Origin of the sequence: Sphingomonas sp. 28-62-11, from assembly GCF_002278865.1 — a bacterium.
Taxonomy (GTDB): Bacteria; Pseudomonadota; Alphaproteobacteria; order Sphingomonadales; family Sphingomonadaceae; genus Sphingomonas.
On record NZ_NCGB01000013.1, the window covers coordinates 1 to 21,129 of the forward strand.

At 61.4% G+C, this 21,129-nt stretch carries 22 protein-coding genes; 11 read left to right on the forward strand and 11 right to left on the reverse strand.

The genetic code is table 11. The features are described 5' to 3' along the window. Positions 1-159: 159 nt before the first annotated feature. From B7Y49_RS05695 to B7Y49_RS05735, 9 genes are all read right to left on the reverse strand, one after another. Entirely contained in the window at positions 160-963 is an 804-nt protein-coding gene (locus B7Y49_RS05695; RefSeq protein WP_374126610.1) for a hypothetical protein, read from the reverse strand. A 622-nt stretch (positions 964-1,585) separates the two neighbouring features. Further along, positions 1,586-2,200 (reverse strand): bifunctional 4-hydroxy-2-oxoglutarate aldolase/2-dehydro-3-deoxy-phosphogluconate aldolase, encoded by a 615-nt coding sequence (gene eda, locus B7Y49_RS05700; RefSeq protein WP_374126611.1) that lies wholly within the window; start codon positions 2,198-2,200, stop codon positions 1,586-1,588. Beyond that, on the reverse strand, positions 2,197-3,171 hold the full coding sequence (glk, locus tag B7Y49_RS05705; RefSeq protein WP_374126612.1) for a glucokinase: 975 nt from the start codon (positions 3,169-3,171) through the stop codon (positions 2,197-2,199). The genes eda and glk overlap by 4 nt, the downstream gene beginning before the upstream one ends. Continuing rightward, on the reverse strand, positions 3,172-4,989 hold the full coding sequence (edd, locus tag B7Y49_RS05710) for a phosphogluconate dehydratase (protein WP_374126613.1): 1,818 nt from the start codon (positions 4,987-4,989) through the stop codon (positions 3,172-3,174). It abuts the gene before it with no gap. A 4-nt stretch (positions 4,990-4,993) separates the two neighbouring features. Continuing rightward, positions 4,994-5,698 (reverse strand): 6-phosphogluconolactonase, encoded by a 705-nt coding sequence (gene pgl / locus B7Y49_RS05715; RefSeq protein WP_374126614.1) that lies wholly within the window; start codon positions 5,696-5,698, stop codon positions 4,994-4,996. Between the two features lie 171 nt (positions 5,699-5,869). Next, entirely contained in the window at positions 5,870-7,333 is a 1,464-nt protein-coding gene (gene zwf / locus B7Y49_RS05720) for a glucose-6-phosphate dehydrogenase (NADP(+)) (protein WP_374126615.1), read from the reverse strand. A 12-nt stretch (positions 7,334-7,345) separates the two neighbouring features. Beyond that, a complete protein-coding gene (gene argC / locus B7Y49_RS05725) occupies positions 7,346-8,284 on the reverse strand; it encodes an N-acetyl-gamma-glutamyl-phosphate reductase (protein WP_374126616.1) in 939 nt (312 codons plus the stop codon). Between the two features lie 9 nt (positions 8,285-8,293). Further along, complete coding sequence (locus B7Y49_RS05730) at positions 8,294-8,533, reverse strand: SH3 domain-containing protein (RefSeq protein WP_374126617.1); 240 nt, start codon at positions 8,531-8,533, stop codon at positions 8,294-8,296. 79 nt (positions 8,534-8,612) lie between these two features. Further along, positions 8,613-8,945: a MarR family transcriptional regulator gene (locus tag B7Y49_RS05735; protein WP_374126667.1), complete on the reverse strand. Its 333-nt coding sequence runs from the start codon at positions 8,943-8,945 to the stop codon at positions 8,613-8,615. Positions 8,946-9,186: 241 nt separating this feature from the next. Between B7Y49_RS05735 and secG the strand changes: the two genes are divergently transcribed. The 5 genes from secG (at position 9,187) to B7Y49_RS05760 (ending at position 12,854) form a co-directional block, all read left to right on the forward strand. Beyond that, complete coding sequence (secG, locus tag B7Y49_RS05740; protein WP_374126618.1) at positions 9,187-9,609, forward strand: preprotein translocase subunit SecG; 423 nt, start codon at positions 9,187-9,189, stop codon at positions 9,607-9,609. A gap of 96 nt (positions 9,610-9,705) precedes the next feature. Further along, the gene (locus tag B7Y49_RS05745) at positions 9,706-11,340 is read left to right on the forward strand and encodes a CTP synthase (RefSeq protein ID WP_374126619.1); all 1,635 of its coding nucleotides are present in this window, start codon (positions 9,706-9,708) and stop codon (positions 11,338-11,340) included. Between the two features lie 89 nt (positions 11,341-11,429). Continuing rightward, positions 11,430-12,167, forward strand: a complete 738-nt coding sequence (locus tag B7Y49_RS05750) for an energy transducer TonB (protein WP_374126620.1) — start codon at positions 11,430-11,432, stop codon at positions 12,165-12,167. Positions 12,168-12,428: 261 nt separating this feature from the next. Beyond that, positions 12,429-12,587: a light-harvesting protein gene (locus B7Y49_RS05755; protein WP_374126621.1), complete on the forward strand. Its 159-nt coding sequence runs from the start codon at positions 12,429-12,431 to the stop codon at positions 12,585-12,587. 12 nt (positions 12,588-12,599) lie between these two features. Next, positions 12,600-12,854: a light-harvesting protein gene (locus B7Y49_RS05760; RefSeq protein ID WP_374126622.1), complete on the forward strand. Its 255-nt coding sequence runs from the start codon at positions 12,600-12,602 to the stop codon at positions 12,852-12,854. Positions 12,855-12,943: 89 nt separating this feature from the next. Here the strand turns inward: B7Y49_RS05760 and B7Y49_RS05765 are convergent, their stop codons facing one another. Both B7Y49_RS05765 and B7Y49_RS05770 read right to left on the reverse strand, forming a co-directional pair. Beyond that, positions 12,944-14,383: a PucC family protein gene (locus B7Y49_RS05765; protein ID WP_374126623.1), complete on the reverse strand. Its 1,440-nt coding sequence runs from the start codon at positions 14,381-14,383 to the stop codon at positions 12,944-12,946. Between the two features lie 172 nt (positions 14,384-14,555). Then, on the reverse strand, positions 14,556-15,029 hold the full coding sequence (locus B7Y49_RS05770; RefSeq protein WP_374126624.1) for an Hsp20 family protein: 474 nt from the start codon (positions 15,027-15,029) through the stop codon (positions 14,556-14,558). Positions 15,030-15,053: 24 nt separating this feature from the next. On the opposite strand from B7Y49_RS05770, the gene B7Y49_RS05775 reads away from it, so the two are divergent. The 6 genes from B7Y49_RS05775 (at position 15,054) to B7Y49_RS05800 (ending at position 21,075) form a co-directional block, all read left to right on the forward strand. Continuing rightward, a complete protein-coding gene (locus B7Y49_RS05775; RefSeq protein WP_374126625.1) occupies positions 15,054-15,200 on the forward strand; it encodes a hypothetical protein in 147 nt (48 codons plus the stop codon). A 91-nt stretch (positions 15,201-15,291) separates the two neighbouring features. Further along, the gene (locus tag B7Y49_RS05780) at positions 15,292-17,724 is read left to right on the forward strand and encodes a TonB-dependent receptor (RefSeq protein WP_374126626.1); all 2,433 of its coding nucleotides are present in this window, start codon (positions 15,292-15,294) and stop codon (positions 17,722-17,724) included. A 344-nt stretch (positions 17,725-18,068) separates the two neighbouring features. Then, entirely contained in the window at positions 18,069-19,319 is a 1,251-nt protein-coding gene (locus tag B7Y49_RS05785) for a lipoprotein-releasing ABC transporter permease subunit (protein ID WP_374126627.1), read from the forward strand. Beyond that, positions 19,312-19,986: an ABC transporter ATP-binding protein gene (locus B7Y49_RS05790; protein ID WP_374126628.1), complete on the forward strand. Its 675-nt coding sequence runs from the start codon at positions 19,312-19,314 to the stop codon at positions 19,984-19,986. The genes B7Y49_RS05785 and B7Y49_RS05790 overlap by 8 nt, the downstream gene beginning before the upstream one ends. A 5-nt stretch (positions 19,987-19,991) precedes the next feature. Further along, positions 19,992-20,588: a GNAT family N-acetyltransferase gene (locus B7Y49_RS05795; protein ID WP_374126668.1), complete on the forward strand. Its 597-nt coding sequence runs from the start codon at positions 19,992-19,994 to the stop codon at positions 20,586-20,588. 1 nt (position 20,589) lies between these two features. Beyond that, positions 20,590-21,075, forward strand: a complete 486-nt coding sequence (locus B7Y49_RS05800; RefSeq protein WP_374126629.1) for a glutathione peroxidase — start codon at positions 20,590-20,592, stop codon at positions 21,073-21,075. Positions 21,076-21,129: the final 54 nt, after the last annotated feature.

The following is a 21,129-nucleotide window of genomic DNA, read 5'->3' on the forward strand; positions in this document are numbered from 1 at the left end:
ACAACGAGGCAGTCACCTCAGAACGGCGACAGTTCAGAGCACAGCTAAGTCACTGAATTCGCACTTTCGAACGGCAGCAATTCGCAGAAGCTGCCGTTTATCGGCGAACATAGGAATGACCGACAATGGGTCGACAACGGTCAGCACCGCGCAATGCAATTAAACGGCAGCTACGCCGTGGTTGCCGACCAAAAGCGGTCGATCGGCGCCGGTAGCATAGGCTTCATCGCAAAGATGATCGAAATTCACGCCGACGAACTTTACGTCATCGATCATTTCGCACTGCATGGCAGCAGTGCGTTGTGCAAGCCGGCTGTAATCGCCTGTGACGCCGCCTTTGTGGTGGCCGAGAATAAGCGGACCGAACTGATCATCTAGGAAGCCCGTCACGCGAAGTTCGTCGGCCATAGTGTGACGAAAGGCGTGGGAGCCAAGCCCATCGCTCTCGACTTTTACATCGATTTTACCAGTTTTGCAGACCCCGACGAACAAGCCATTGCAGGCGTTGGTGTCTGCGTATCCGTTGCTGACTGCCCAGTTGAAAATTGACGAAAGTGCCGATATCTTGCTGTTCTCGGTTTGAGGATCGATCCTCCCCGCCTTTAAAGCGGCCGCTTTCGCAACTGCCGCCCACATGTCGAGATTTTTGTACTCATTCGAGTTTCTATAGTTTCGGGGCAGGGCGGCCATTGCATCACGCCAATCGCGGATTTCGTCCCGGCCAATAGCAGCAAGCCGCCGATCGTTGCCAACATAGCCGGTGAACATTTCGATCACGATACGCGTTCCATTAACTGTATCGGGGCGCTTGCCTGCACCCAGTTGTTCGGAGGCATGCCGTTCAAAAATTTCAAGAATCGATTCCCCCGCAGGCGTTGCTTCACGCTCCCGCTGCTGGACGCGCTGCATGAGCTTGTTGTCCGTGGAGGCGTCAACTGCGCCAGCCAGCCGGCTAAGTTTCACTTTCCCAGCTTCTAAGGTCGTTTGGTTTAAAAGCTCGCAGAGCCGCGCGTATCCGTCGCTGTGTTTTGGTCACATCCAACCAAGCGCATCGACAATCTCATCGGCAAGCTATGATACCGTTTTGCTGTCGTTCGTCGCCGCTGCGCGCATCCGGTCGCGCAGCTCACTCTGGTGCCAGCGTCCATTCGCTCGAGCTCCATTTCGTAGCCGACGACGGTCGCAGCTTCCTCCAAATCCTCTTCGTTGGGGACGACGCAGCCGCGCCATTATTCAAAAAGTTCGGCGCGGAATTTACCAGCCAGGATCGATGCTTCGCGACGATCGGCGGTGTTAAGTGACCGCTGGATGATTTTCGGCCGTCTTGGTCTTGGTATTGTTTGGGCACTGCCATTCGGAACCAGATTGATCTCTATCCGGGGCGGTCCCATAGGTAACGGGTGATCGCTGGATGTGAGGTTTCCATGCCCGACGATGCACCCTAACCTATAGAATATACACAGAAAAATACAGCGGAAGAGCCATCGAGTCACAGAAATCAGCGACTCGCAGGGATCCCTTGTCAAGGTTGCTGTGTTAGTTCGAATCCTCTCTTCCGGACCATGTTTTTCGCCAATTTGCGATGTTACGACCCGCGAAACCCGCTTGCCGCTCGCGCAATCGCTTCGACCTCTGCCATGGTTGCGCCTTTCGGCGTTACCCAGCTTCCGCCGACGCACAGCACCGGATCAAACGCCAGCCATTCAGGCGCGCTCGCCGCGGTGATGCCACCGGTGGGGCAGAAACGGCATTGGTAGAAAGGGGCGGCGAGCGCCTTCAGCGCTTTCAGCCCGCCATTCGCCTCGGCGGGGAAGAATTTGAAGTGGGTGAGACCCAGCTCCATCCCCAGCATGATGTCTGCTGCGTTAGCGATGCCAGGCAGGAATGGCACACCGCTGTCGATGATTGGCTCTGCGAGCCGCTCGGTCAGGCCCGGCGATACGATGAACTCCGCGCCTGCGTCCATTACCTGCGCGAACTGATCGGCATTAACCACCGTGCCTGCGCCGACGATCGCGCCGGGTACACGCTTCATCGCGCGGATTGCGTCGAGTGCCGCGGGGGTGCGCAGCGTCACTTCGAGCACCCGCAGCCCACCCGCGACCAGCGCCTCGGCGATTGGGACGGCGGTGGCGATATCGTCGATCACCAGCACGGGAATGACGGCGCTGGTGCGCATGATCGTGGCGATGTCTGTCATCGTGAGGCAAACCTTTGCGCATAGGCCGCTGCCGCGCCGAACAGGCCGGGCTGCGGATGGGTGATGAGCTTGACGGGTATCGCCTCCATCATTGATCGGAAGCGGCCCTTGGCGGCGAAACGCTCGGCAAAGCCGCTCCGGGCGAGGTGATCTTTCAGCCGCAGCCCGAGCCCGCCGGCGATGACCACGCCTTTTGCTCCTTGCGCCAATGCCAAATCGCCGGCCACCGCGCCCAGGCACAGGCAGAACCGGTCAAGCGCGGCGAGCGCCAGGCTGTCGCTGCCCTCCAGTGCCATTTGCCATATCGCCTTGTCGTCCATGCGTTGCACCGCACGCCCCTCGATCTCGGCGAGCGCCTCGTAAATTGCGACAATCCCTGGCCCCGCAACGATTCGTTCGACAGATACGCGCTGGAACGTCTTACGGAGCGCCTTCAGCATGGCGTCCTCTAGCGAATCGAGCGCCGCGAAATCAGTGTGCCCGCCTTCGGTTTCGAGAACATGATAGCCATGGTCGGTCCGCAGCACCTGCGCGACGCCAAGACCCGTGCCGGGGCCGCACACCGTGATGATCCCTTGATCGGGAAACGATGTGTTTGGCCCCGCAAGATGCGCGAACATCGCGGCGGGCACTTGCGCCACCGCATGACCGACCGCGCCGAAATCGTTGATCAGCACGAAATCATCGACGTCGAGCCGTTCCTGTACGAGTGCGGGGCGGATGATCCACGGGTTGTTGGTAAGCTTAATGATCTCGCCGCCGATCGGAGAGGCGACCGCAATCGCCGCCGCGCGGGGCAGGGGCGTGCCATGCTGCTCCCCGAATGCCTGCCACGCCGTTTGCAGACTGGCATATTCAGCGGTTTTCAGCGTAACGGGATCGCCCAGCGATACCACCCGGCCCGCCGCCACTTCTGCAATCGCAAAGCGTGCATGCGTGCCGCCAATATCGACCGCGACGACGCTGGCCACTTACGCCCCCATTGCCGCCAGCATCGCGCTGGCGCCCTTTTCGGCCTCGTTCGCGCCGTGGCGGAACATCGCGAACAATTCTCGCCCCGTGCCGCTCGCCCAGGCGGGGGCTTGCACCGGGGCGCGCGCGGCCCATTCTGCATCGTCGACCAATGCCTGCAGAACGCCGTCCTGCGCGCACACCCGGATCACATCGCCGTCGCGCACCCGGGCGAGCGGGCCGTCGCCGAGCGCCTCAGGGCTGGCATGGATCGCGCACGGCACCTTGCCGCTCGCGCCTGACATGCGGCCATCGGTGACGAGCGCGACCCGAAACCCGCGATTTTGCAGCACGCCCAAAGGTGGGGTCAGCTTGTGGAGTTCGGGCATGCCATTCGCGCGCGGCCCTTGGAAGCGCACGACCACGACCACATCGCGGTCGAGCTCGCCCGCCTTGAACGCGGCCTGGACTGACGCCTGATCCTCGAACACGCGGGCCGGGGCTTCGATCGTCCAGCGATCCCGCTCGACCGCGCTCACCTTGATGCACGCGCGGCCCAGATTGCCGGTCAGGATGCGAAAGCCACCTTCGGGGGAGAAAGGATTGCTCGCCGGGCGAACGATCGTTTCGTCGCCGCTCGGGCCGGGATCGACCCAGGCGAGCGCCTCGTCCGCAATCACGGGCTTCATGCCATAGGCCGACAGGTCATCGCCCGCGACAGTGCGGATATCCCGGTGGAGCAACCCGGCATCGAGCAGTTCGCGGATCACGAACGGCATGCCGCCCGCATCTTCAAACGCGTTTACATCGGCCGATCCATTCGGATAAACGCGGGTGATGAGCGGAATGGCGGGGGAAAGCCGGTCGAAATCCTCCCAGTCGATCACGATCCCCGCAGCGGCGGCAATGGCGGGCAAGTGGATCAGATGGTTGGTCGATCCGCCGGTCGCGAGCAGGCCGATCGCGGCGTTGACGATCGCCTTTTCGTCGACGCATTCGCCGAGCGGCCGATAATCGTCGCCATTCCAGCCGATGGCGGCGAGACGGTGGACGGCGCTTCGTGTCAATTCCTGACGCAGCTTGGTGCCGGGGTTCGCAAATGCTGCCCCCGGCATGTGTAGCCCCATCATTTCCATCATCATCTGATTGGAATTGGCGGTGCCGTAAAAAGTGCAGGTACCCTTCGAATGATAAGCGGCAATTTCGGCATCAAGCAGCTGCTCGCGGGTTGCCTTACCCTCAGCATATTGCTCGCGGATCGCCGCCTTTTCCTTGTTGGGCAGGCCCGATCGCATCGGCCCGCCGGGGATCAGGATCATCGGCAAATGGCCGAAGCGCAAAGCGCCCATGAGCAGCCCCGGCACGATCTTGTCGCAAATGCCAAGAAGGGCCGCGCCCTCGAACATGCCATGGCTGAGCGCGATGGCGGTGCTGAGCGCGATCGTATCGCGGCTGAACAGCGAGAGTTCCATGCCGGGGAACCCCTGTGTCACCCCGTCGCACATCGCCGGCACGCCGCCCGCCACCTGCGCGGTGGCGCCCGCCTCGCGCGCCCAGATCTTCATCTGTTCAGGGTAGCGATAATAGGTCGCATGCGCGGAAAGCATGTCGTTATACGCCGTGACGATGCCGATGTTCATCGCGCGCCCGGCACGCATCGTGTCGCGATCTTCTTCGGTCCCTGCAAAGCCATGCGCCAGGTTCGCGCAGCCCAACATCGGGCGATCCACCCCGTTTTCCCGCTCCCGCCGGATCAGCGCGAGATAAGCATCGCGCGTCGGCTTCGATCGCTCAATGATCCGGTCGGTAACGGCGGCGATTGCTGGGTGCAGGGCCATGGCTTTACGCGCTCCAGTGAATATCCACCGGCAATTCGACATCGGCGAGCACGCGACCGATAGGATAGGGGGACATCGGCCCGTCCTTGATCGCGCGTTCGATGATGTCGCGTTTGGCCTGCCCCGTCACCGCGATCATCAGCGCACGCGCCGAGATGATCGCCTCGCGGGTCAGGGTAACGCGGGCGACAGGGGCTTCGGCGGGCAGGTCACCCGGCATGACGCCGACGGCGCGGCGCTCGCGCGGGCCGGCCACGGCTTCCTCGAAATCGGGGCCGGGAAAGATCGAGGCGGTGTGGCCATCGGCGCCTACCCCCAGCACGCACAGATCGAGCGGCCAGTGCACATCTTGCAACCGGGCATCGGCAGCGCGCCCGGCGGCCTTGTAATCGGCCGCCGCCTCGCTGGTGATCGGCAGCACGCGCACGCCTTTAGGCAGGAAAACCTTGGCGATCGCAGTGATATTCGAGAGCGCGTCGCCCATCGGCACCAGTCGGTCGTCGGTCGGCAGGATCGTCACCCGTTTCCAGTCGAGCTTGGCCTTGGCGAGTTTTTCATAGATCGGCAGGGGGGTGGTGCCGCCGGGCAGCGCGATCACCGCGCCGCCGCGGGCATCAATCGCGCTTTCGATGATGAAGGCTGCATCGCCCGATACAGCATCCGCCATTTCATCGGCGCTGTCATAATCCCACCATTCAATCTCGGTCATTGTCATTCCTCAACAATTTGAAAGCGTCGTGCGTGCTGAGCAGCCGCTGAACTTGTCCAAGTTGCGTATCGAAGCACGGTTCGACTGCATCAAAAAATGCTTCAATACGTGCCCTCAATGTCGCTCAGTCCCTACTCAGCGCGAACGGCTTTGGGTAGGCGGTTTTGACCCTCACCCATCATGCCAAGTGGTGCCATCGCGCTCGGTGAGCGCCACCGCGGCCGATGGGCCCCAGCTGCCCGCGGGATAGGCCTTGGGCTTCATGTCGTTGGCGATCCAGCCTTCGCGAATGCCGTCGATCCAGGTCCATTGCGCCTCCACCTCGTCGCGGCGGACGAACAAGGTCGGATCGCCCTCGATCAGGTCGAGCAGCAGCCGTTCATAGGCGATGCGCCGCCGCGTGCCTGCAAATTCGGTGTCGAGGCTCAGGTCGAGCGGCACTTCGCGCAGGCGCACCCCTTCGCGGTCTAGCCCCGGCTCCTTCGCCATCACCAGCAGCCGCACATATTCCTCGGGCTGCAACCGGATGACGAGCGTGTTGGGTTGGAGCTTCCCCCCGCGCGCTGCAAACATCGAATGCGGCACGGGCTTGAACTGGATCGCGATCTCGGACTGGCGCGTGGGCATGCGTTTGCCGGTACGCAGGTAAAAGGGCGTGCCCTGCCAGCGCCAGTTATCGACATTGGCCTTGATCGCGACGAACGTTTCTGTGGTCGACGCGCGCTCCAGCTCTTCGGCATAGCCGCGAACGATTTCGCCCTTCACTGCGCCGCTGGTATATTGCCCCGTCACGGTCAGCGACGGGGCATCGGCCGAGCTGATCGGGCGGAGTGAGCGCAACACCTTCACCTTTTCATCACGGATCGCGGTGCCGTCGAAGCGGGCCGGCGGCTCCATAGCAATCAGCGCGAGGAGTTGCAGCATATGGTTCTGCACCATGTCGCGCATCGCACCCGAGCCATCATAATAGCCCGCGCGCCCTTCCAACCCCACGGTTTCGGAGATGGTGATCTGGACATTGTCGATCCCGCGCGCATTCCAGATCGGCTCGAACAGCGTGTTGCCAAAGCGGAGCGCGAGGATGTTCTGGACGGTTTCCTTGCCGAGATAATGATCGATCCGGAAAGTTCGGTCTTCGGGGAAAACCTCGGCGACGGCATCGTTGATTTCGCGGCTCGAGTTCAGATCATGGCCGAGCGGCTTTTCCAGGCCGATCCGCACATTCAGCCCCGCAAGTCCGGCCGATTCGAGCCCCTTGATCGTCGGGCGGAACAGCGAAGGCGCGGTCGACAGGAAGATCGCGAGCCCGCCCGATGTGTCGCCGATCTTGTCCGCCAGCGCGGCAAAACCGCCGATCGATGATGCGTCGAGCGGTTGATACAAAACCCGTTCGAGGAATGATGCAATCGCCGCATCATCCTTACGGTCGGCAGGCAAATGGGTGCTGAGCGCGGTCGCAGCGAATGCGCGGTAGCTCTCGTCATCATGGTCCGACCGCGCCGTGCCGGTAATCGTCAGCCCTTCGGGCAACAACCCATCGGCGTGCAGGCCATAAAGCGACGGCAGCAACATGCGCTGTGCCAGATCGCCCGTGGCACCGAACAACAGCAATTTCGAGGCAGGCTGGCGAGTCATGCCGATACTTCCTTACAGGTTCAGGCCAAGTGTCTGATCAAGCCCGGCCATGATGTTCAGGTTCTGTACGGCGGCGCCCGCGGCGCCCTTGCCCAGATTGTCGAGCGTCGCGATTAGTCGTGCCTGGCCGGTATCGCCATTCCCCACCACGCGGAGCGTTAGCCGATCAGTGTTGGCATCGTCTTCGATCCGCACGAGTCCGGGATCGTCATCAATTGTCTCTGCAACCCGGATGACTGGACTGTCGCGATAGGCATCGCGCAGATTGCTTTCGATCGTGGCGAGGCTCGGGCGGCGGAGAAACGCTTGAAGGGGCAGGGGCACTTCCACGATCATCCCGCGATAGGTGTTGGCAACCGACGGCATGAAAATCGGCGGATGGGCTAGTCGGGCATGTTTCTGCATTTCGGGCACGTGCTTGTGTGCCAGCCCCAACGCATAGCCGCGCAGTGCGGTGGTTTCTTCGCCGCTTTCGAATTCTGCGATCATCGTCTTGCCGCCGCCTGAATAGCCCGACGCGGCATTCACGCTCAGCGCCCAATCGGCAGGCACCAGCCCTGCGCGGACCAACGGCCTGACAAGGCAAAGAAATCCAGTGGGGTAACAGCCGGGATTGCTGACCCGGGCGGCTTCGCCAATCGCGGCGGATTGGCCCGGTTCGAGTTCGGGCAGTCCGTAAATCCAGCCCTCTGCCGTCCGGAACGCAGTCGAGGCGTCAATCACGCGGGTGCGCTGGTTGTCGATCAGCGCTACGGCTTCGCGCGCGGCATCATCCGGCAGGCAAAGGATTACGAAATCGGCATCGTTCAGTGCCTGACGGCGGGCATCGGCATCCTTGCGCGAAGCCTCATCGAGCGTGATCAGGGCGAGATCGGTGCGAGTCGCCAGCCGCTCGCGGATTTCGAGCCCTGTCGTGCCGGCCGCGCCGTCGATAAAGACATTCAGGGCCATGAGCGGCGTTCAATCCTGCGCGGGATCAAAGGCAATCGACCCGCGATCTACATAACCGACAAGGCCCAGCGAGACGGCAATCCCCCAAGCCGTCCCGCCGGAAAAGTCCAGGGCCTCGAACACCGAACCAGCCGGTAAATCTGCGATCGATTGTGCGGCGGAATCGGCACCGGCACGCAGCGACGCCGGTTGGTTGACGACCATCGGTAATGGCGATGCGTAATGCGGCGCGAACACCTGATCGGCCAAGCGGATATCGGCAAGATCCCGTCGAACGGCCTGTGTACGCGGGTCGATGACGACCGACGGACCGCCGAGCGAAAAGCTCTTACGCGACGCTGTGCCGTTGGATGTGGGCAGGTTGTGGGGCTGAGTCTGTCCCGATGAAATGCTCGAATTGTTCAAGAAACTCTGCCCCTTCGGCGGTGCGCACGACATAGATGTTGCGCTTGTCGCTTTCATCACGTTGGCGGCGGAGATAGCCGAGGCTGCCAAGTCTGTTCAAGGCGCGTGTGACGACCGGCTTCGAAACTTTCAGGCTGCTGGCCAATCCGCGTACGGTATGCGGGCCGGATTGCAGATAGACCACAAGCAAAAGCGCCATTTGGCGATTTGTCAGATCGGGTTCGCCTGAACGGACATAATCGATCAATGTCGCCATCCAGTTGGTGAGTCCGCGAAACGCGGTACTGGCCGGCAGGGTCGGTGCTGTCATGATATTGGTGGACATGGCTCAAAAATCGGCTTGTGAAATGAATGGTCTGGTCTGAACGCCCGAATGACCTGCTGGTTTCGCCTCGGTTACGATTTGGTCTTTCAGGCCGTGGGCGCTGGTTGATCACGAGCCATTGCTCCTCTATGTGCCCGGCATTGGTTCTCATCTCGGAAAATTCAGCCAGCTTATGTTTTTCAGCTTTCTCCTTGTCGTTCACGCTATGGTCGCGGCTGCGCTGGTCGGCGTTATTCTGATGCAGCGGTCCGAGGGCGGCGGGCTTGGCATGGGCGGCAGCCCCGGCGGATTGATGTCGGCGCGCGGTGCCGCCGATTTCCTCACCCGCTCGACATCGGTGCTGGCAACGGCTTTTATTTCGCTCAGCATCCTGCTCGCGTTCCTGGCGGCGTCACGGCAGACTCAGTCGGTCGATGCCTCTCTCGCGCGGCGACCTACCGCACCCCTTCGCGCTCCCGGCGCACCGGCGCCGACGCTTGGTGAAGCACCATCAGCTGCGGCGGTCGCGGCGGCAGCGGCGAACGGCAACAGTGCCGCCCCTGTCGCGAATATCACGCTGCCTGCAAGCAACAGCGCGGTTCCGCTCGAGCAATAATTGCACTGACAATTCCGTTGCTTGTCGCTTTTCTGGCGTCATGCCGGATTCGAGCGCTTGTCGACAGTGGCAATTCAACGCTAGGCGTTTTCTCCCATGGCGCGGTTCATTTTCATTACCGGCGGCGTGGTCTCGTCGCTCGGCAAAGGTCTCATGGCGGCAAGCCTGGCAGCATTGCTCCAGGCCCGCGGATATTCTGTCCGGATTCGCAAGTTCGATCCGTATCTGAATGTCGATCCTGGGACGATGTCGCCCTATCAACACGGCGAAGTCTATGTGACTGATGACGGCGCCGAAACCGACCTCGACCTCGGCCATTACGAACGCTTCACCGGCGTGCCGAGCCGACAGTCTGACAATATCACCTCAGGCCGAATTTATCAGACGATCATCCAGCGCGAGCGGCGCGGTGATTATCTGGGCGCGACGGTGCAGGTGATTCCGCACGTCACCGATGCGATCAAGGCCTTCGCCCAGGCGCAGACCGACGATGTCGATTTCGTGCTGTGCGAGATTGGCGGCACGGTGGGCGATATCGAGTCGCTGCCCTTCATCGAGGCGATCCGCCAGCTCCGCAACGATCTGGGGCGCGGCCAGTCGGTCAGCATCCATGTGACGCTGGTGCCGTATATCGCGGCGGCGGGTGAGCTGAAGACCAAACCCACCCAGCATTCAGTGCGCGAATTGGCGGCGCTCGGCGTGCAGCCCGATGTGCTCGTGTGCCGCTGCGAACATCCGCTGCCCGAAAGCGACCGCGCGAAGATCGCGCTGTTCTGCAACGTCCGCAAGGAAGCGGTGATCCCTGCGCTCGACGCGGCGAGCATTTATGCCGTCCCGATGCAATACCATGCCGAGGGGCTCGATTCGGAGGTGTTGCGCGCGTTCGGCATTGAACCCGGCAGCACGCCCGATCTCTCGCGCTGGATCGACATCGTCGACCGTCTCACCAATCCCGAGGGCGAAGTGACCGTCGGCGTGGTCGGCAAATATGTCGGGCTGCAGGATGCGTACAAGTCGCTGAACGAGGCACTTGTCCATGGCGGCATCGCCAACCGGGTGAAGGTGAACATCGAATGGATCGATGCCGAGCTGTTCGAACGCCCCGATAGCGATGTTGCCGCGCGGCTTGAGCCGTTGCACGCGATCCTAGTCCCCGGTGCGTTCGGCGAACGCGGGGCAGAGGGCAAGATCGCCAGCGTCCGCTTCGCGCGCGAACGCGAAATCCCCTATTTCGGGATTTGCTTCGGCATGCAGATGGCCTGCGTTGAGGGCGCGCGCGATCTGGGTGGCATTGCCGCAGCAAGCTCGACCGAGTTCGGCCCGACCAGCGAACCCGTCGTCGGTATGATCACTGAATGGATGACAGCGGACGGCATCCAGAAGCGCGAGGAAGGCGGCGACTTGGGCGGTACGATGCGGCTCGGTGCTTATCCCGCCAAGCTCGATGGCAACAGCGTGGTGTCGTCGATCTACGGCGCGGCTGAGATCAGCGAACGCCACCGTCACCGTTATGAAGTGAACACCGGCTACCGCGATGTGCTCGAAAAGGGCGGGCTGGTGTTTTCCGGTATGTCACCCGACGGGATGTTGCCCGAAATCGTCGAACGGCCCGATCATCCCTGGTTCGTCGGCGTACAGTTCCACCCCGAGCTGAAGAGCAAGCCCTTCGATCCGCACCCGCTATTCGCGAGCTTTATCGAGGCGGCGGTGCGGCAGAGCCGGTTGGTCTAGGCTACCGCTAGCGGAACAGGCAGCGCAAGGCGGCGTTCATCAGGTTCGGTCTCTTATCGGAGGCTATCCCGATTACCGGAACCGCCCTTATGTCGTTTGCGTCGTCGAGCAGAACCGATCGGGTGCGGGCCGGGATTGCTGCCGTGATCGTGCAGGGAGTGCTCGGTTATGCGCTGATCACCGGGCTGGTCGTGCGCTTTCCCGAATCGGTGCCAGATGCGCTCAAGCTTTTCGCTGTGAAGCCGCCATTGCCGCCGCCCTCTCCAAAAAAAGAGCCAGTTTCTCCGCCCCGCGAAACGGTTTCGCGGCCCCAGGGGGCCGCTTCGCCCCCGAATTTGCGCGCGACCGCGACGCCGATCGTGGTGCCGCCGCCCGTCGTGTTGATCCCCGTGCCGCCACTGGTGATCGTGGCTGAAAAGGCCAATACCGGGGCAGCGTCCATCTCGGGAGCGTCGACGATCATTGGACCGGGCACCGGCAGTGGCGGGCAGGGAGATGGTAGCGGCAGTGGTGGCGCAGGCGATGGCGACGGCAGCGGCGGCGGCGCGCCGCTCCGCCAGATCGCCGGGCGGATCACCGGCAATGATTATCCCCGCCGACCGTTCGAGGCGGGGATCGGCGGCACCTTGTTCGTGCGCTACATCGTTGGGGTGCGCGGTCGCGTGACCGACTGCACCGTCACCCGCTCAAGCGGCAACGCCGAGCTCGATGCGGCCACCTGCCGCCTGATCACCGAACGCTTCCGCTTCAAACCGCGCCGGAACGCGGCGGGTAGGCCGGTGCCTGCCGTTATCGTTGAGGATCACAGCTGGGTCGTTGATCGATAGGCCGATCGAGAAGTGGCGCCGAAAAACGACTGACGATTGGCTTGGTTCCACCGCTGACGTCATAAAAAATTGACACATGTAACTGTTACGATATCTTGACACTTGCGTTGAATTGCAGGGTCGATGTGAAGTGGCTCTTCTGATCCTGTGGCTTGATCGTCGCGTGTGCCAAACGGCCTTGTGGCCGATTCATGGTCGTGCCGGGGGCTGAGACACCATCTGCACACCAGACAAAACGTGTCTCAGAAGAGGGATGGTTCAATGGCAGATGATAGTGAGATGGTCTATCCAACCGGATTGACGCCTAAACAGGCGGAAGAAATCCAGGAAGGCCTGATGTGGGGGACGCGAATCTATGCAGGTATCGCGATAGCCGCCCATGTTCTGGCGTATATTTATACACCCTGGCTGCATTCATAGGGAGGACTGACCATGAAAGAAGGACGTATCTGGCTTTATGTCAGCCCTAATGTTGGTATCCCGCTGTTCTTTATCGCTTTTGTGACAGCATCGTTGCTCGTTCATGCGTCGATCATGACGAATACCACATGGATGGCAGCATTCTGGCAGGGTGGTGCCAAGGTAGAAGCTCCTGCTCCTGCCGCAGTAGCACCTGCTGCTGATGCAATGGCCCCTGCAGCTGAACCAGCGGCAGATGCCATGGCGACCAACGAAGCTGCCAAATAAGGCCGATGTCGCTCCGGCGGCAGGCCCTTTTGGCGCTGAGAAAGAAAAGGCCGGGAGAAATCCCGGCCTTTTTTATCGTCGAACCGTATTTATGATCGTTCGGCGGCGTGGGATGGCGCCACGCGCAATAGCGGCAGCATCACTGCCAACGTGATGAGAAGCAGCGCCACTTCTAGCGCATAGACGACAAGATAGCCCGTCGCGGCAGGTGGCCAGGGCAGAGCCATGCCTGCAGGATGGCCGACATCGCGCAGAAACCCGCCAAGTGCTGCCCCGACCCCGGCTGCTGTCGCTTGCGCGGCGCCCCAGCTGCCCAGTGCAAGGCCGATCTGCTCCTTCGGGGCGTAATTCATCGTTGCCGTCAACGTGCCATGGCCAAACAGGCCACCGCCAAAGCCAATCATCGCGACGCCCACAACAAACAGCGATACCTGGTCCAGAGGCGCGGCCAGGATCACCATCAGGAATGCGGGTATCCCGATCAACGCGCCGATCGTTGCCATCCGGAACGGATCGAAACCGCGGCTGAGGATGCGCGACGCGAGCGCAAAGCCCAGCAGCCCGCCGCCCGCAAAGGTCGCTGTTAATGTGGTCGTTTCACCCACCGACATGCCCAGGATCTGGCCCCCATAAGGCTCAAGAAGGATATCTTCCATGCTGAACGCCAATGTGCCCAGGGCAACCGCGATCAGCCGCCGGACGGCGTGCGCTTCGGCGGCATAAAGCGCCCATGATTCGGCAAATGTCCGCTGAATCTCGACGGGGCGGTTCGGCTGACGTGCCTCCTGCTTCCACAGTGCGGCAAAATTGAGCAGGAAGGTAATTACTGCCGTCCCCTGGATCACCTGAATCAACCGCCCAGGTGAAAAATCGGCCAGCACCGCGCCAAAGGCCAGGGCGCTCACGATCATGCCGATCAGCAGCATCGAATACATCAGCCCGACAATATTGGGGTGCGCCGATTCGGGCGCTTGATCGGTGGCCAGCGCCAGCCCGACGGTCTGGGTGATGTGGACGCCTGCGCCGACCAGCAAAAATGCGATGGCGGCGGCCAATTGTCCGATCCAGGCGGGGGCCTGACTCGATTGCCCGGCGCCGGCGAGCACCAGCAACGCAAAGGGCATCATCGCCAATCCGCCAAAATGCAGCATCGTGCCGCGAAAAATGAACGGTACGCGCCGCCAGCCGAGCGCGGATTGGTGGGTATCGGAGCGAAAGCCGATCAAGGCCCGAAACGGGGCGAAGAGGAGCGGTAGCGCGAGCATCACGCCAACCAACGTCGCGGGGACGCCAAGCTCGACAATCATGACGCGGTTGAGGGTGCCGACCAGCAGGACGAGCGATATGCCGACCGACACCTGGATCAATGAAAGCCGCAGCAGACGCGATAGCGGCAGATCGTCCGTTGCAACATCGGCAAAGGGCAGCACACCCGTGCCCCAGCCCATCCAGACCGACATCATCCGGCGATTAAGGCCGCCCATGCGGCGGGCTTTTGGGGCAGACGAGTCGTTCTTGCGGTTATCCATCGCTGCCGGTCGTCTCATTCCCGTAGAGCCAGCGCGTTACGCCCCGCCAACCGACACTTGATCCCAGCCGCAGTCGATTTGCAAGCGCCCTGCGGGTTATGACGGTTGCGTATCTGTTTAGAGCAAGGCCAAGCAGCGCCCCTCGCTCTTTAGCAAGGGGCGCTGCGGGTCATCAGGCCGCCACGGCGGTGTCGTTGCCGCTGTCGATCGAGGCGAGCGGGGCGCCCATCTTGATCGCAACCGTCTTTGGCTTCATCGCTTCCGGCACTTCGCGGACCAGATCGATGGTCAGCAGGCCATCATTCAGCCGCGCATCGTCCACCCGGACGAAATCGGCGAGTTCGAAACGGCGTTCGAAGCTGCGGTTGGCGATGCCAAGGTGCAGGAACGCGCCGGTCGAGCTGGCATTTTCGTCCTTCTTGCCCTTCACGAGCAACAGGTTCTGCTGCGCGGTGATCTCGATATCGTCGCGCGCAAAACCGGCGACGGCGAGCGTGATCCGGTAGCGATCTTCGCCGAGCCGTTCGAGATTGAAGGGCGGGTAGTTTTCCGTCGTCGCCTGCCGCGCGCTGGCTTCGAGCATGTCGAACAGCCGGTCGAAACCGATCGCGGAACGGCGATAGGGGGTCAAATCAAACTGACGCATTTTCAAATCCTCCAATGAGCAATGTTGAACGTCTATGTCGGTGCCCGCAGCTGCGCGACACCGGATGTGCACGGCCCGTTTGGCACCATGCGGGCGCTGATTTGGGGCGTCCTGGCGCAGCGTCAAGACCCGGAACGGGGAAAATTTGCGACGATAAAGTTCGGCTTTTGAGGGGGATAGTTTTGGCGGCGTGAATTCCCATCAATTCAGTAGGCATTATGATCCGACTCGAATTGGTGATAGTCGAAAAAGAGGGGACATCATGCTCGCGCACCTACCCATGTTGCTGCTCGCTCAAACGGCACAAGCCGATCCTGCATCGGCAACAGCACCACAGGATCAGTCGCAAACGGCGCAGGAGACGACCGAAGAAGGGCGTCTGGGGACCGCGCAGCAGGGCAGCGGCGACATTGTCGTTAGCGCGCGCCGCCGTAACGAGACGGCGCAGCGCGTGCCGATTGCGATTTCGGTCATTGGCGGACAGGCGCTGGCCGAAACGGGCACCTACAATGTGGGTCGGTTGACTCAGCTCCAGCCGACGCTGCAATTCTATTCGACCAACCCGCGCAATTCGGCAGCCAACATTCGCGGACTCGGTGCGCCGTTCGGTCTTACCAATGACGGGATCGAACAGGGCGTCGGCATCTATGTCGATCAAGTCTATTACAGCCGGATCGCGTCAGCGACTTTCGATTTTACCGATACCGAGCGGATCGAGGTTTTGCGCGGTCCCCAGGGGACGCTCTACGGCAAGAACACTACCGCCGGTGCGATCAACGTCGTGACGCGCGCGCCGAGCTTTTCGCCCGAAGCGCGGGTCGAATTGACGGGCGGCAACTATGATTTCTTCCAGGGCAAAGGATCGATTTCCGGTCCCCTGATCAGCGACAAACTCGCTCTGCGGCTGTCGACTTCGGTCACCACGCGGCGCGGCACGATCTTCAATGTGCGTCAGAACCAGTTTCAGAACAGCCAGGATAATGTCAGCCTGCGTGGCCAGTTGCTGCTGCGCGCGAGCGACAATCTCGATCTGACGCTGTACGGCGATTACAACCGACAGGACCCCAATTGCTGCGTGCAGTATTTTGCGCGCGTCGGCACCACCCAGCGACCGCTGAATCGTCAATATGCGGCGCTGACGGCGGCATTCGGTTATGCCGTGCCGTCAACCGATCCGTTCGACCGGGTGACCGATATCGATTCGCCGATTCGCGCCAAGCAGGAATTGGGCGGGGTTTCGTTGTTGGCAAACTGGAACCTGGGTGGCAGCACGCTGACATCGATTTCGGCCTATCGTTTCTGGGATTGGGTGCCGTCCAATGACCGCGATTTCATCGGTTTGCCGATCACGACGGTGTCGGCCAATCCATCGCAGCAATATCAGATTACGCAGGAAGTGCGGCTGGCCTCCAACGGCTCCAACACACTCGATTATGTGGTTGGCGCCTTCTATTTTTACCAGAGCATCGACACGCAAGGGCTGCAGGTGCAGGGACCAGCCGCAAGCCGTTTCCTGATCAACCCGACCGCAGCAAACGCCAATAACCCGGCTGTGCTGAACAATCTGACCGCGCGCAATGCGATCGGCTTTACCAATACCAGCGCAGCGGTGTTCGGCAAGCTGACGTGGCATATTACGGACAAGCTCGCCATCGCGCCCGGCCTGCGCGTGAATTATGACAAGAAGGACGGATCGTTCGTCTCGGTCGTCACGACTGGCACGGGCAGCACGGTGCTCAACGCCGATCAACGCGCCGTGTTGGCACCGCAAAGCTATCAGCCGACATTCGACGACTGGAATGTGTCGGGTGACATCACCGCGTCTTACCAGGTCAATCCGGATGTGCTTGGCTATGCCACCTATGCGCGCAGCAACAAATCGGGCGGGGTCAACCTGTCTGGTCTCCTGCTTGACGCTGCGAACAATCCTATCCTGGCGGCGGCAACGGTAAAGCCGGAGAAAGTCGATCATTTTGAGCTGGGCTTGAAGACCCAGTTTCTCGATCGCCGGGCGACGGTGAACCTCTCGGCGTTCTGGACTGACATCTATGATTATCAGGCAACCGTCACCAACGGTCAGCTTGGGGTGTTGCGGGGGTTTCTGGCCAATGCCGGCCAAGTGCGCACGCGGGGTATCGAAATCGATACCGCCTTCCGGCCGACGACACGGCTGAGTCTATACGCCAATGGCGCCTATACCGATGCCCGCTATGTGCGCTTCACCGATGCACCGTGCCCGCCCGAGCTTTCAGGCGGCGCAATAGCGACGGCAGCGAACCCGGCCAGCCCGGCGGCAACGCCCGGCGGGTTCAGCCCGGCCAATTGCAATATCTCCGGCCAGCGGCTCCCCGGTGTGTCGGAATGGGCGTTTTCCTATGGTGCTGAATATAATGTGCCGGTCCGGATCGCGGGGGCAAACAGTCAATTCTACATTGGTTATGATGGCAGCTATCGATCGAACTTTTCGTCCAACCCGTCTCGGTCGATTTTCACCGATGTTGCGGGCTATGCGATCAGCAACTTCCGGATCGGTGTGAAGGCACGCGACAAGTGGAATGCTTTCGCCTGGGTGCGCAATGCGTTCGATCAGAACTATTTTGATCTTCTCGCGCTGCAGCCCGGGAATACAGGCCTGATCGTTGGCCAGCCGGGCGATCCGCGTACTTTTGGCTTCACGGTCGCCAAGAGTTTCTGATCGACAAAGCGCGTTGACCGTTAACGCGAAACGCCCGGGCTGTTGCCAGCCCGGGCGCCTGCGTGACGATTGCTCGTCAGCCCCCTTATTGCCTTTGCCCGAGCGTGCGCCCCTGTTCGCGCTCAAAGGCTTCCAGCATCCCCGAACCACGGCCGTTGCCTGTGTGTCAGTGCAAAAACGCTAGGTCTGCAGCATTGAATTGTCATCGGTAAATCGTGCGTTCATCGCACAATTGGCGCACTCTGTGGCGAAATCGCAACAGATGTGTCCCGGTTGCACGACGAGCATCGCCGCCCTAGAGGGTGATCGGCCCCGTTCCGGGCTGGGGCCTGGGACTGAAATTTATGCTCCTTTCGCGCTATGAACGGATGATCGCGCGCCGTTACTTGCTGCCCGGCAGAGGGGAGGGGTTCATCTTCCTTGTCGCGGGTATCAGTCTTGCAGCGGTGATGCTCGGCGTTGCCGCGCTCGTGATCGTGATGAGCGTCATGAACGGCTTTCGCGCCGAACTGTTCGACAAGATTGTGGGGCTGAACGGCCATGCGGTGATCCAGGGCTATGGCGGTCGCTTGCCCGACTGGCGCGAGATCGTGGCGGAGGCGCGCGCAACACCGGGCATTATCGAGGCCACCCCCCTGATCGAACAACCGCTGATGTCGAGCTACAATGGTCGGGTCGAAGCCGTGCTGGTCCGCGGGATGCGGGTCGCGGATATCCGCAGCAACCCATCACTCAAGGGCAAGGAATTGAGCGGATCGCTTGCCAGCATCACGCCGGGTAGCGGGCGGATCGGCATCGGCTCGCGGCTGGCAGAGGCGCTGGGTGCGCAGGTGGGCAGCCAGGTCTCGCTGCTCAGTCCGCAGGGGCAAACGACGCCCTTCGGCACGGTGCCGCGTATTGTTTCCTACACCGTCGGCGCGATCTTTGAGATCGGCGTTTATGATTACGACAAGGCGTATGTGTTGATGCCGCTGGAGGACGCGCAGACGCTGCTTCTGCTTGGCGATGCCGTTGGCGTGGTGGAGGTGAACACCGTCAACGCCGACCAGGTCGGGGCGATCATGTCGCCGCTCGCCGCCAAAATCGGCAGCCGGGGCGTCGTGGCCGATTGGCGCCAACTGAACGCGCAACTATTCGAGGCGCTCGAGGTGGAACGGATCGCGATGTTCACCGTGCTGTCGATCATCATCCTGGTCGCGGTGTTCAACATCCTGTCATCGCTGATCATGCTGGTCCGCGCTAAGACTCGCGACATCGCCATCCTGCGGACGATGGGCGCGACGCGCAGCGGGCTTATCAAGATTTTCATGGTTGTCGGGACGACGATTGGCGCGTTGGGCATGGTCGCGGGGCTGCTGCTTGGCTTTGTGTTTCTGTTCTATCGGCAGAGCGTGGTGAACTTCATCCAGCTCGTGACAGGTCAAAACCTGTGGGACCCCTCGATACGGTTCCTCACCGAACTACCGTCGAAGCCCAACCCGGTCGAAATCATCGTTATCGCTGTCATGGCGCTGGTGCTCAGCTTCCTCGCCACATTGTACCCGGCTTTCAAGGCAGCCAATACCGATCCGGTGCAGGTGCTGCGTTATGAATGACCCCGTCATCCAGATTACCGGCCTGACGCGCAGCTTTGTGCAGGGCGAAGATACCATCCACGTCTTGCGCGGCGTCGACCTGACCATCGCCAAGGGCGAGATTGTCGCGCTGCTCGGCCCGTCGGGATCGGGCAAGTCGACTTTGCTGCAGGCCGTCGGGTTGCTTGAGGGTGGCTTTGGCGGATCGATCCAGATTGCTGGACGCGAAGCGGCCAAGCTCGACAGCCATGGCCGCACGCTGGTGCGCCGCGATTATCTGGGCTTCGTCTATCAATTCCATCACCTGCTGCCCGATTTCAACGCGACCGAAAATGTCGTTTTGCCATTGCTGATCCATGGGAGCACCCGCGAAGCAGCGGAGGCACGCGCGACGTCGCTGCTCACCACGCTAGGCCTGGGCCACCGGCTGACCCATCGTCCGAGCCAATTGTCCGGCGGCGAGCAGCAACGCGTAGCGGTGGCGCGCGCGCTGGCTAACAAACCCGCGTTGGTGCTGGCGGACGAGCCGACCGGCAATCTGGACGAGACGACGGCGGAGATCGTTCTCGCCGAACTGCTGCGATTGGTGCGCGAAGAAGGCTCCTCTGCGCTGATCGCCACCCATAATGAGCGGCTGGCCGCGAAGATGGACCGGGTGGTGCGGCTGAACGAGGGGCGGCTGGGGTGACCGGATTGAGTAATGCGTGGACGATCGCGCCGACCTTGATCGGCACGCACACGACGCTGCGCCCGCTGGTAATGGACGATCGCGACTCGCTGGTGGCGGCTGCAGCGGATGGCGACATCACCGAATTGTTCTTTACCAACGTGGCGAACCTGCGTGATCCCGATGCTTACATGTCGGCGATCTTCAAGGAGCGCGATTTCGGGCGGGCAATGCCCTTTGCTGTGGAGGTTGCGGGCCGGGTGGTCGGCATGACGCGCTACATGCGGATGAATGCAGCGCACCGCCGGCTCGAGATCGGCGGGACCTTTTACGCGCGATCAGTGCAGCGCAGCGGCGTGAATACCGAGGCAAAGTTGCTGCTGCTCACCCATGCGTTCGAGGACATGGGGTGCAACGTCGTTCAGATCCGCACTGATTGGTTCAACAAGCGCTCGCAAACCGCGATCGAGCGGCTGGGGGCGAAGCGCGATGGTGTGCTGCGCAATCATCAGCTGATGGATGGACGGATCCGCGATCTTGTCGTCTATTCGATCATCGCCAGCGAATGGGCCGGGGTGAAGCAGAACCTGAATTTCCTGCTGCAACGTCACAAAGGGGGATAGAATGGCCGCAATCACCGATTTCAAGGTCAAGGGTGCCGATGGCAAGCCGGTCGACCTGTCGATTTATGCGGGTAAGGTGCTGCTGATCGTCAACACCGCCTCCAAATGCGGGTTCACGCCGCAGTATAAGGGGCTGGAAGCGCTCCACCGCAAATATGCCGATCAGGGCTTCGAGGTGCTCGGCTTCCCTTGCAATCAATTCGGATCGCAGGAGCCGGGCGATGCCGAGGAAATCGCGACTTTCTGCACGATCAACTACGATGTGACATTCCCGGTCTTTGCCAAGATCGAGGTAAACGGGTCGGGTGCCGATCCGCTGTTCGACCGCCTGAAGGATGCCGCGCCAGGCCTGATGGGGTCGCGCGGAATCAAGTGGAACTTCACAAAGTTCCTTGTCGATCGGACCGGCGAAAGGGTGAAGCGGTACGGCCCGCAGACTACGCCTGCCGAAATCGAGAAAGATATCGAAACGCTGCTGGCGGCCTGAACGCGGTTATCTACCGCAAAGGCACTTTATGACGGTTTCGCGAATCGTCGCGAG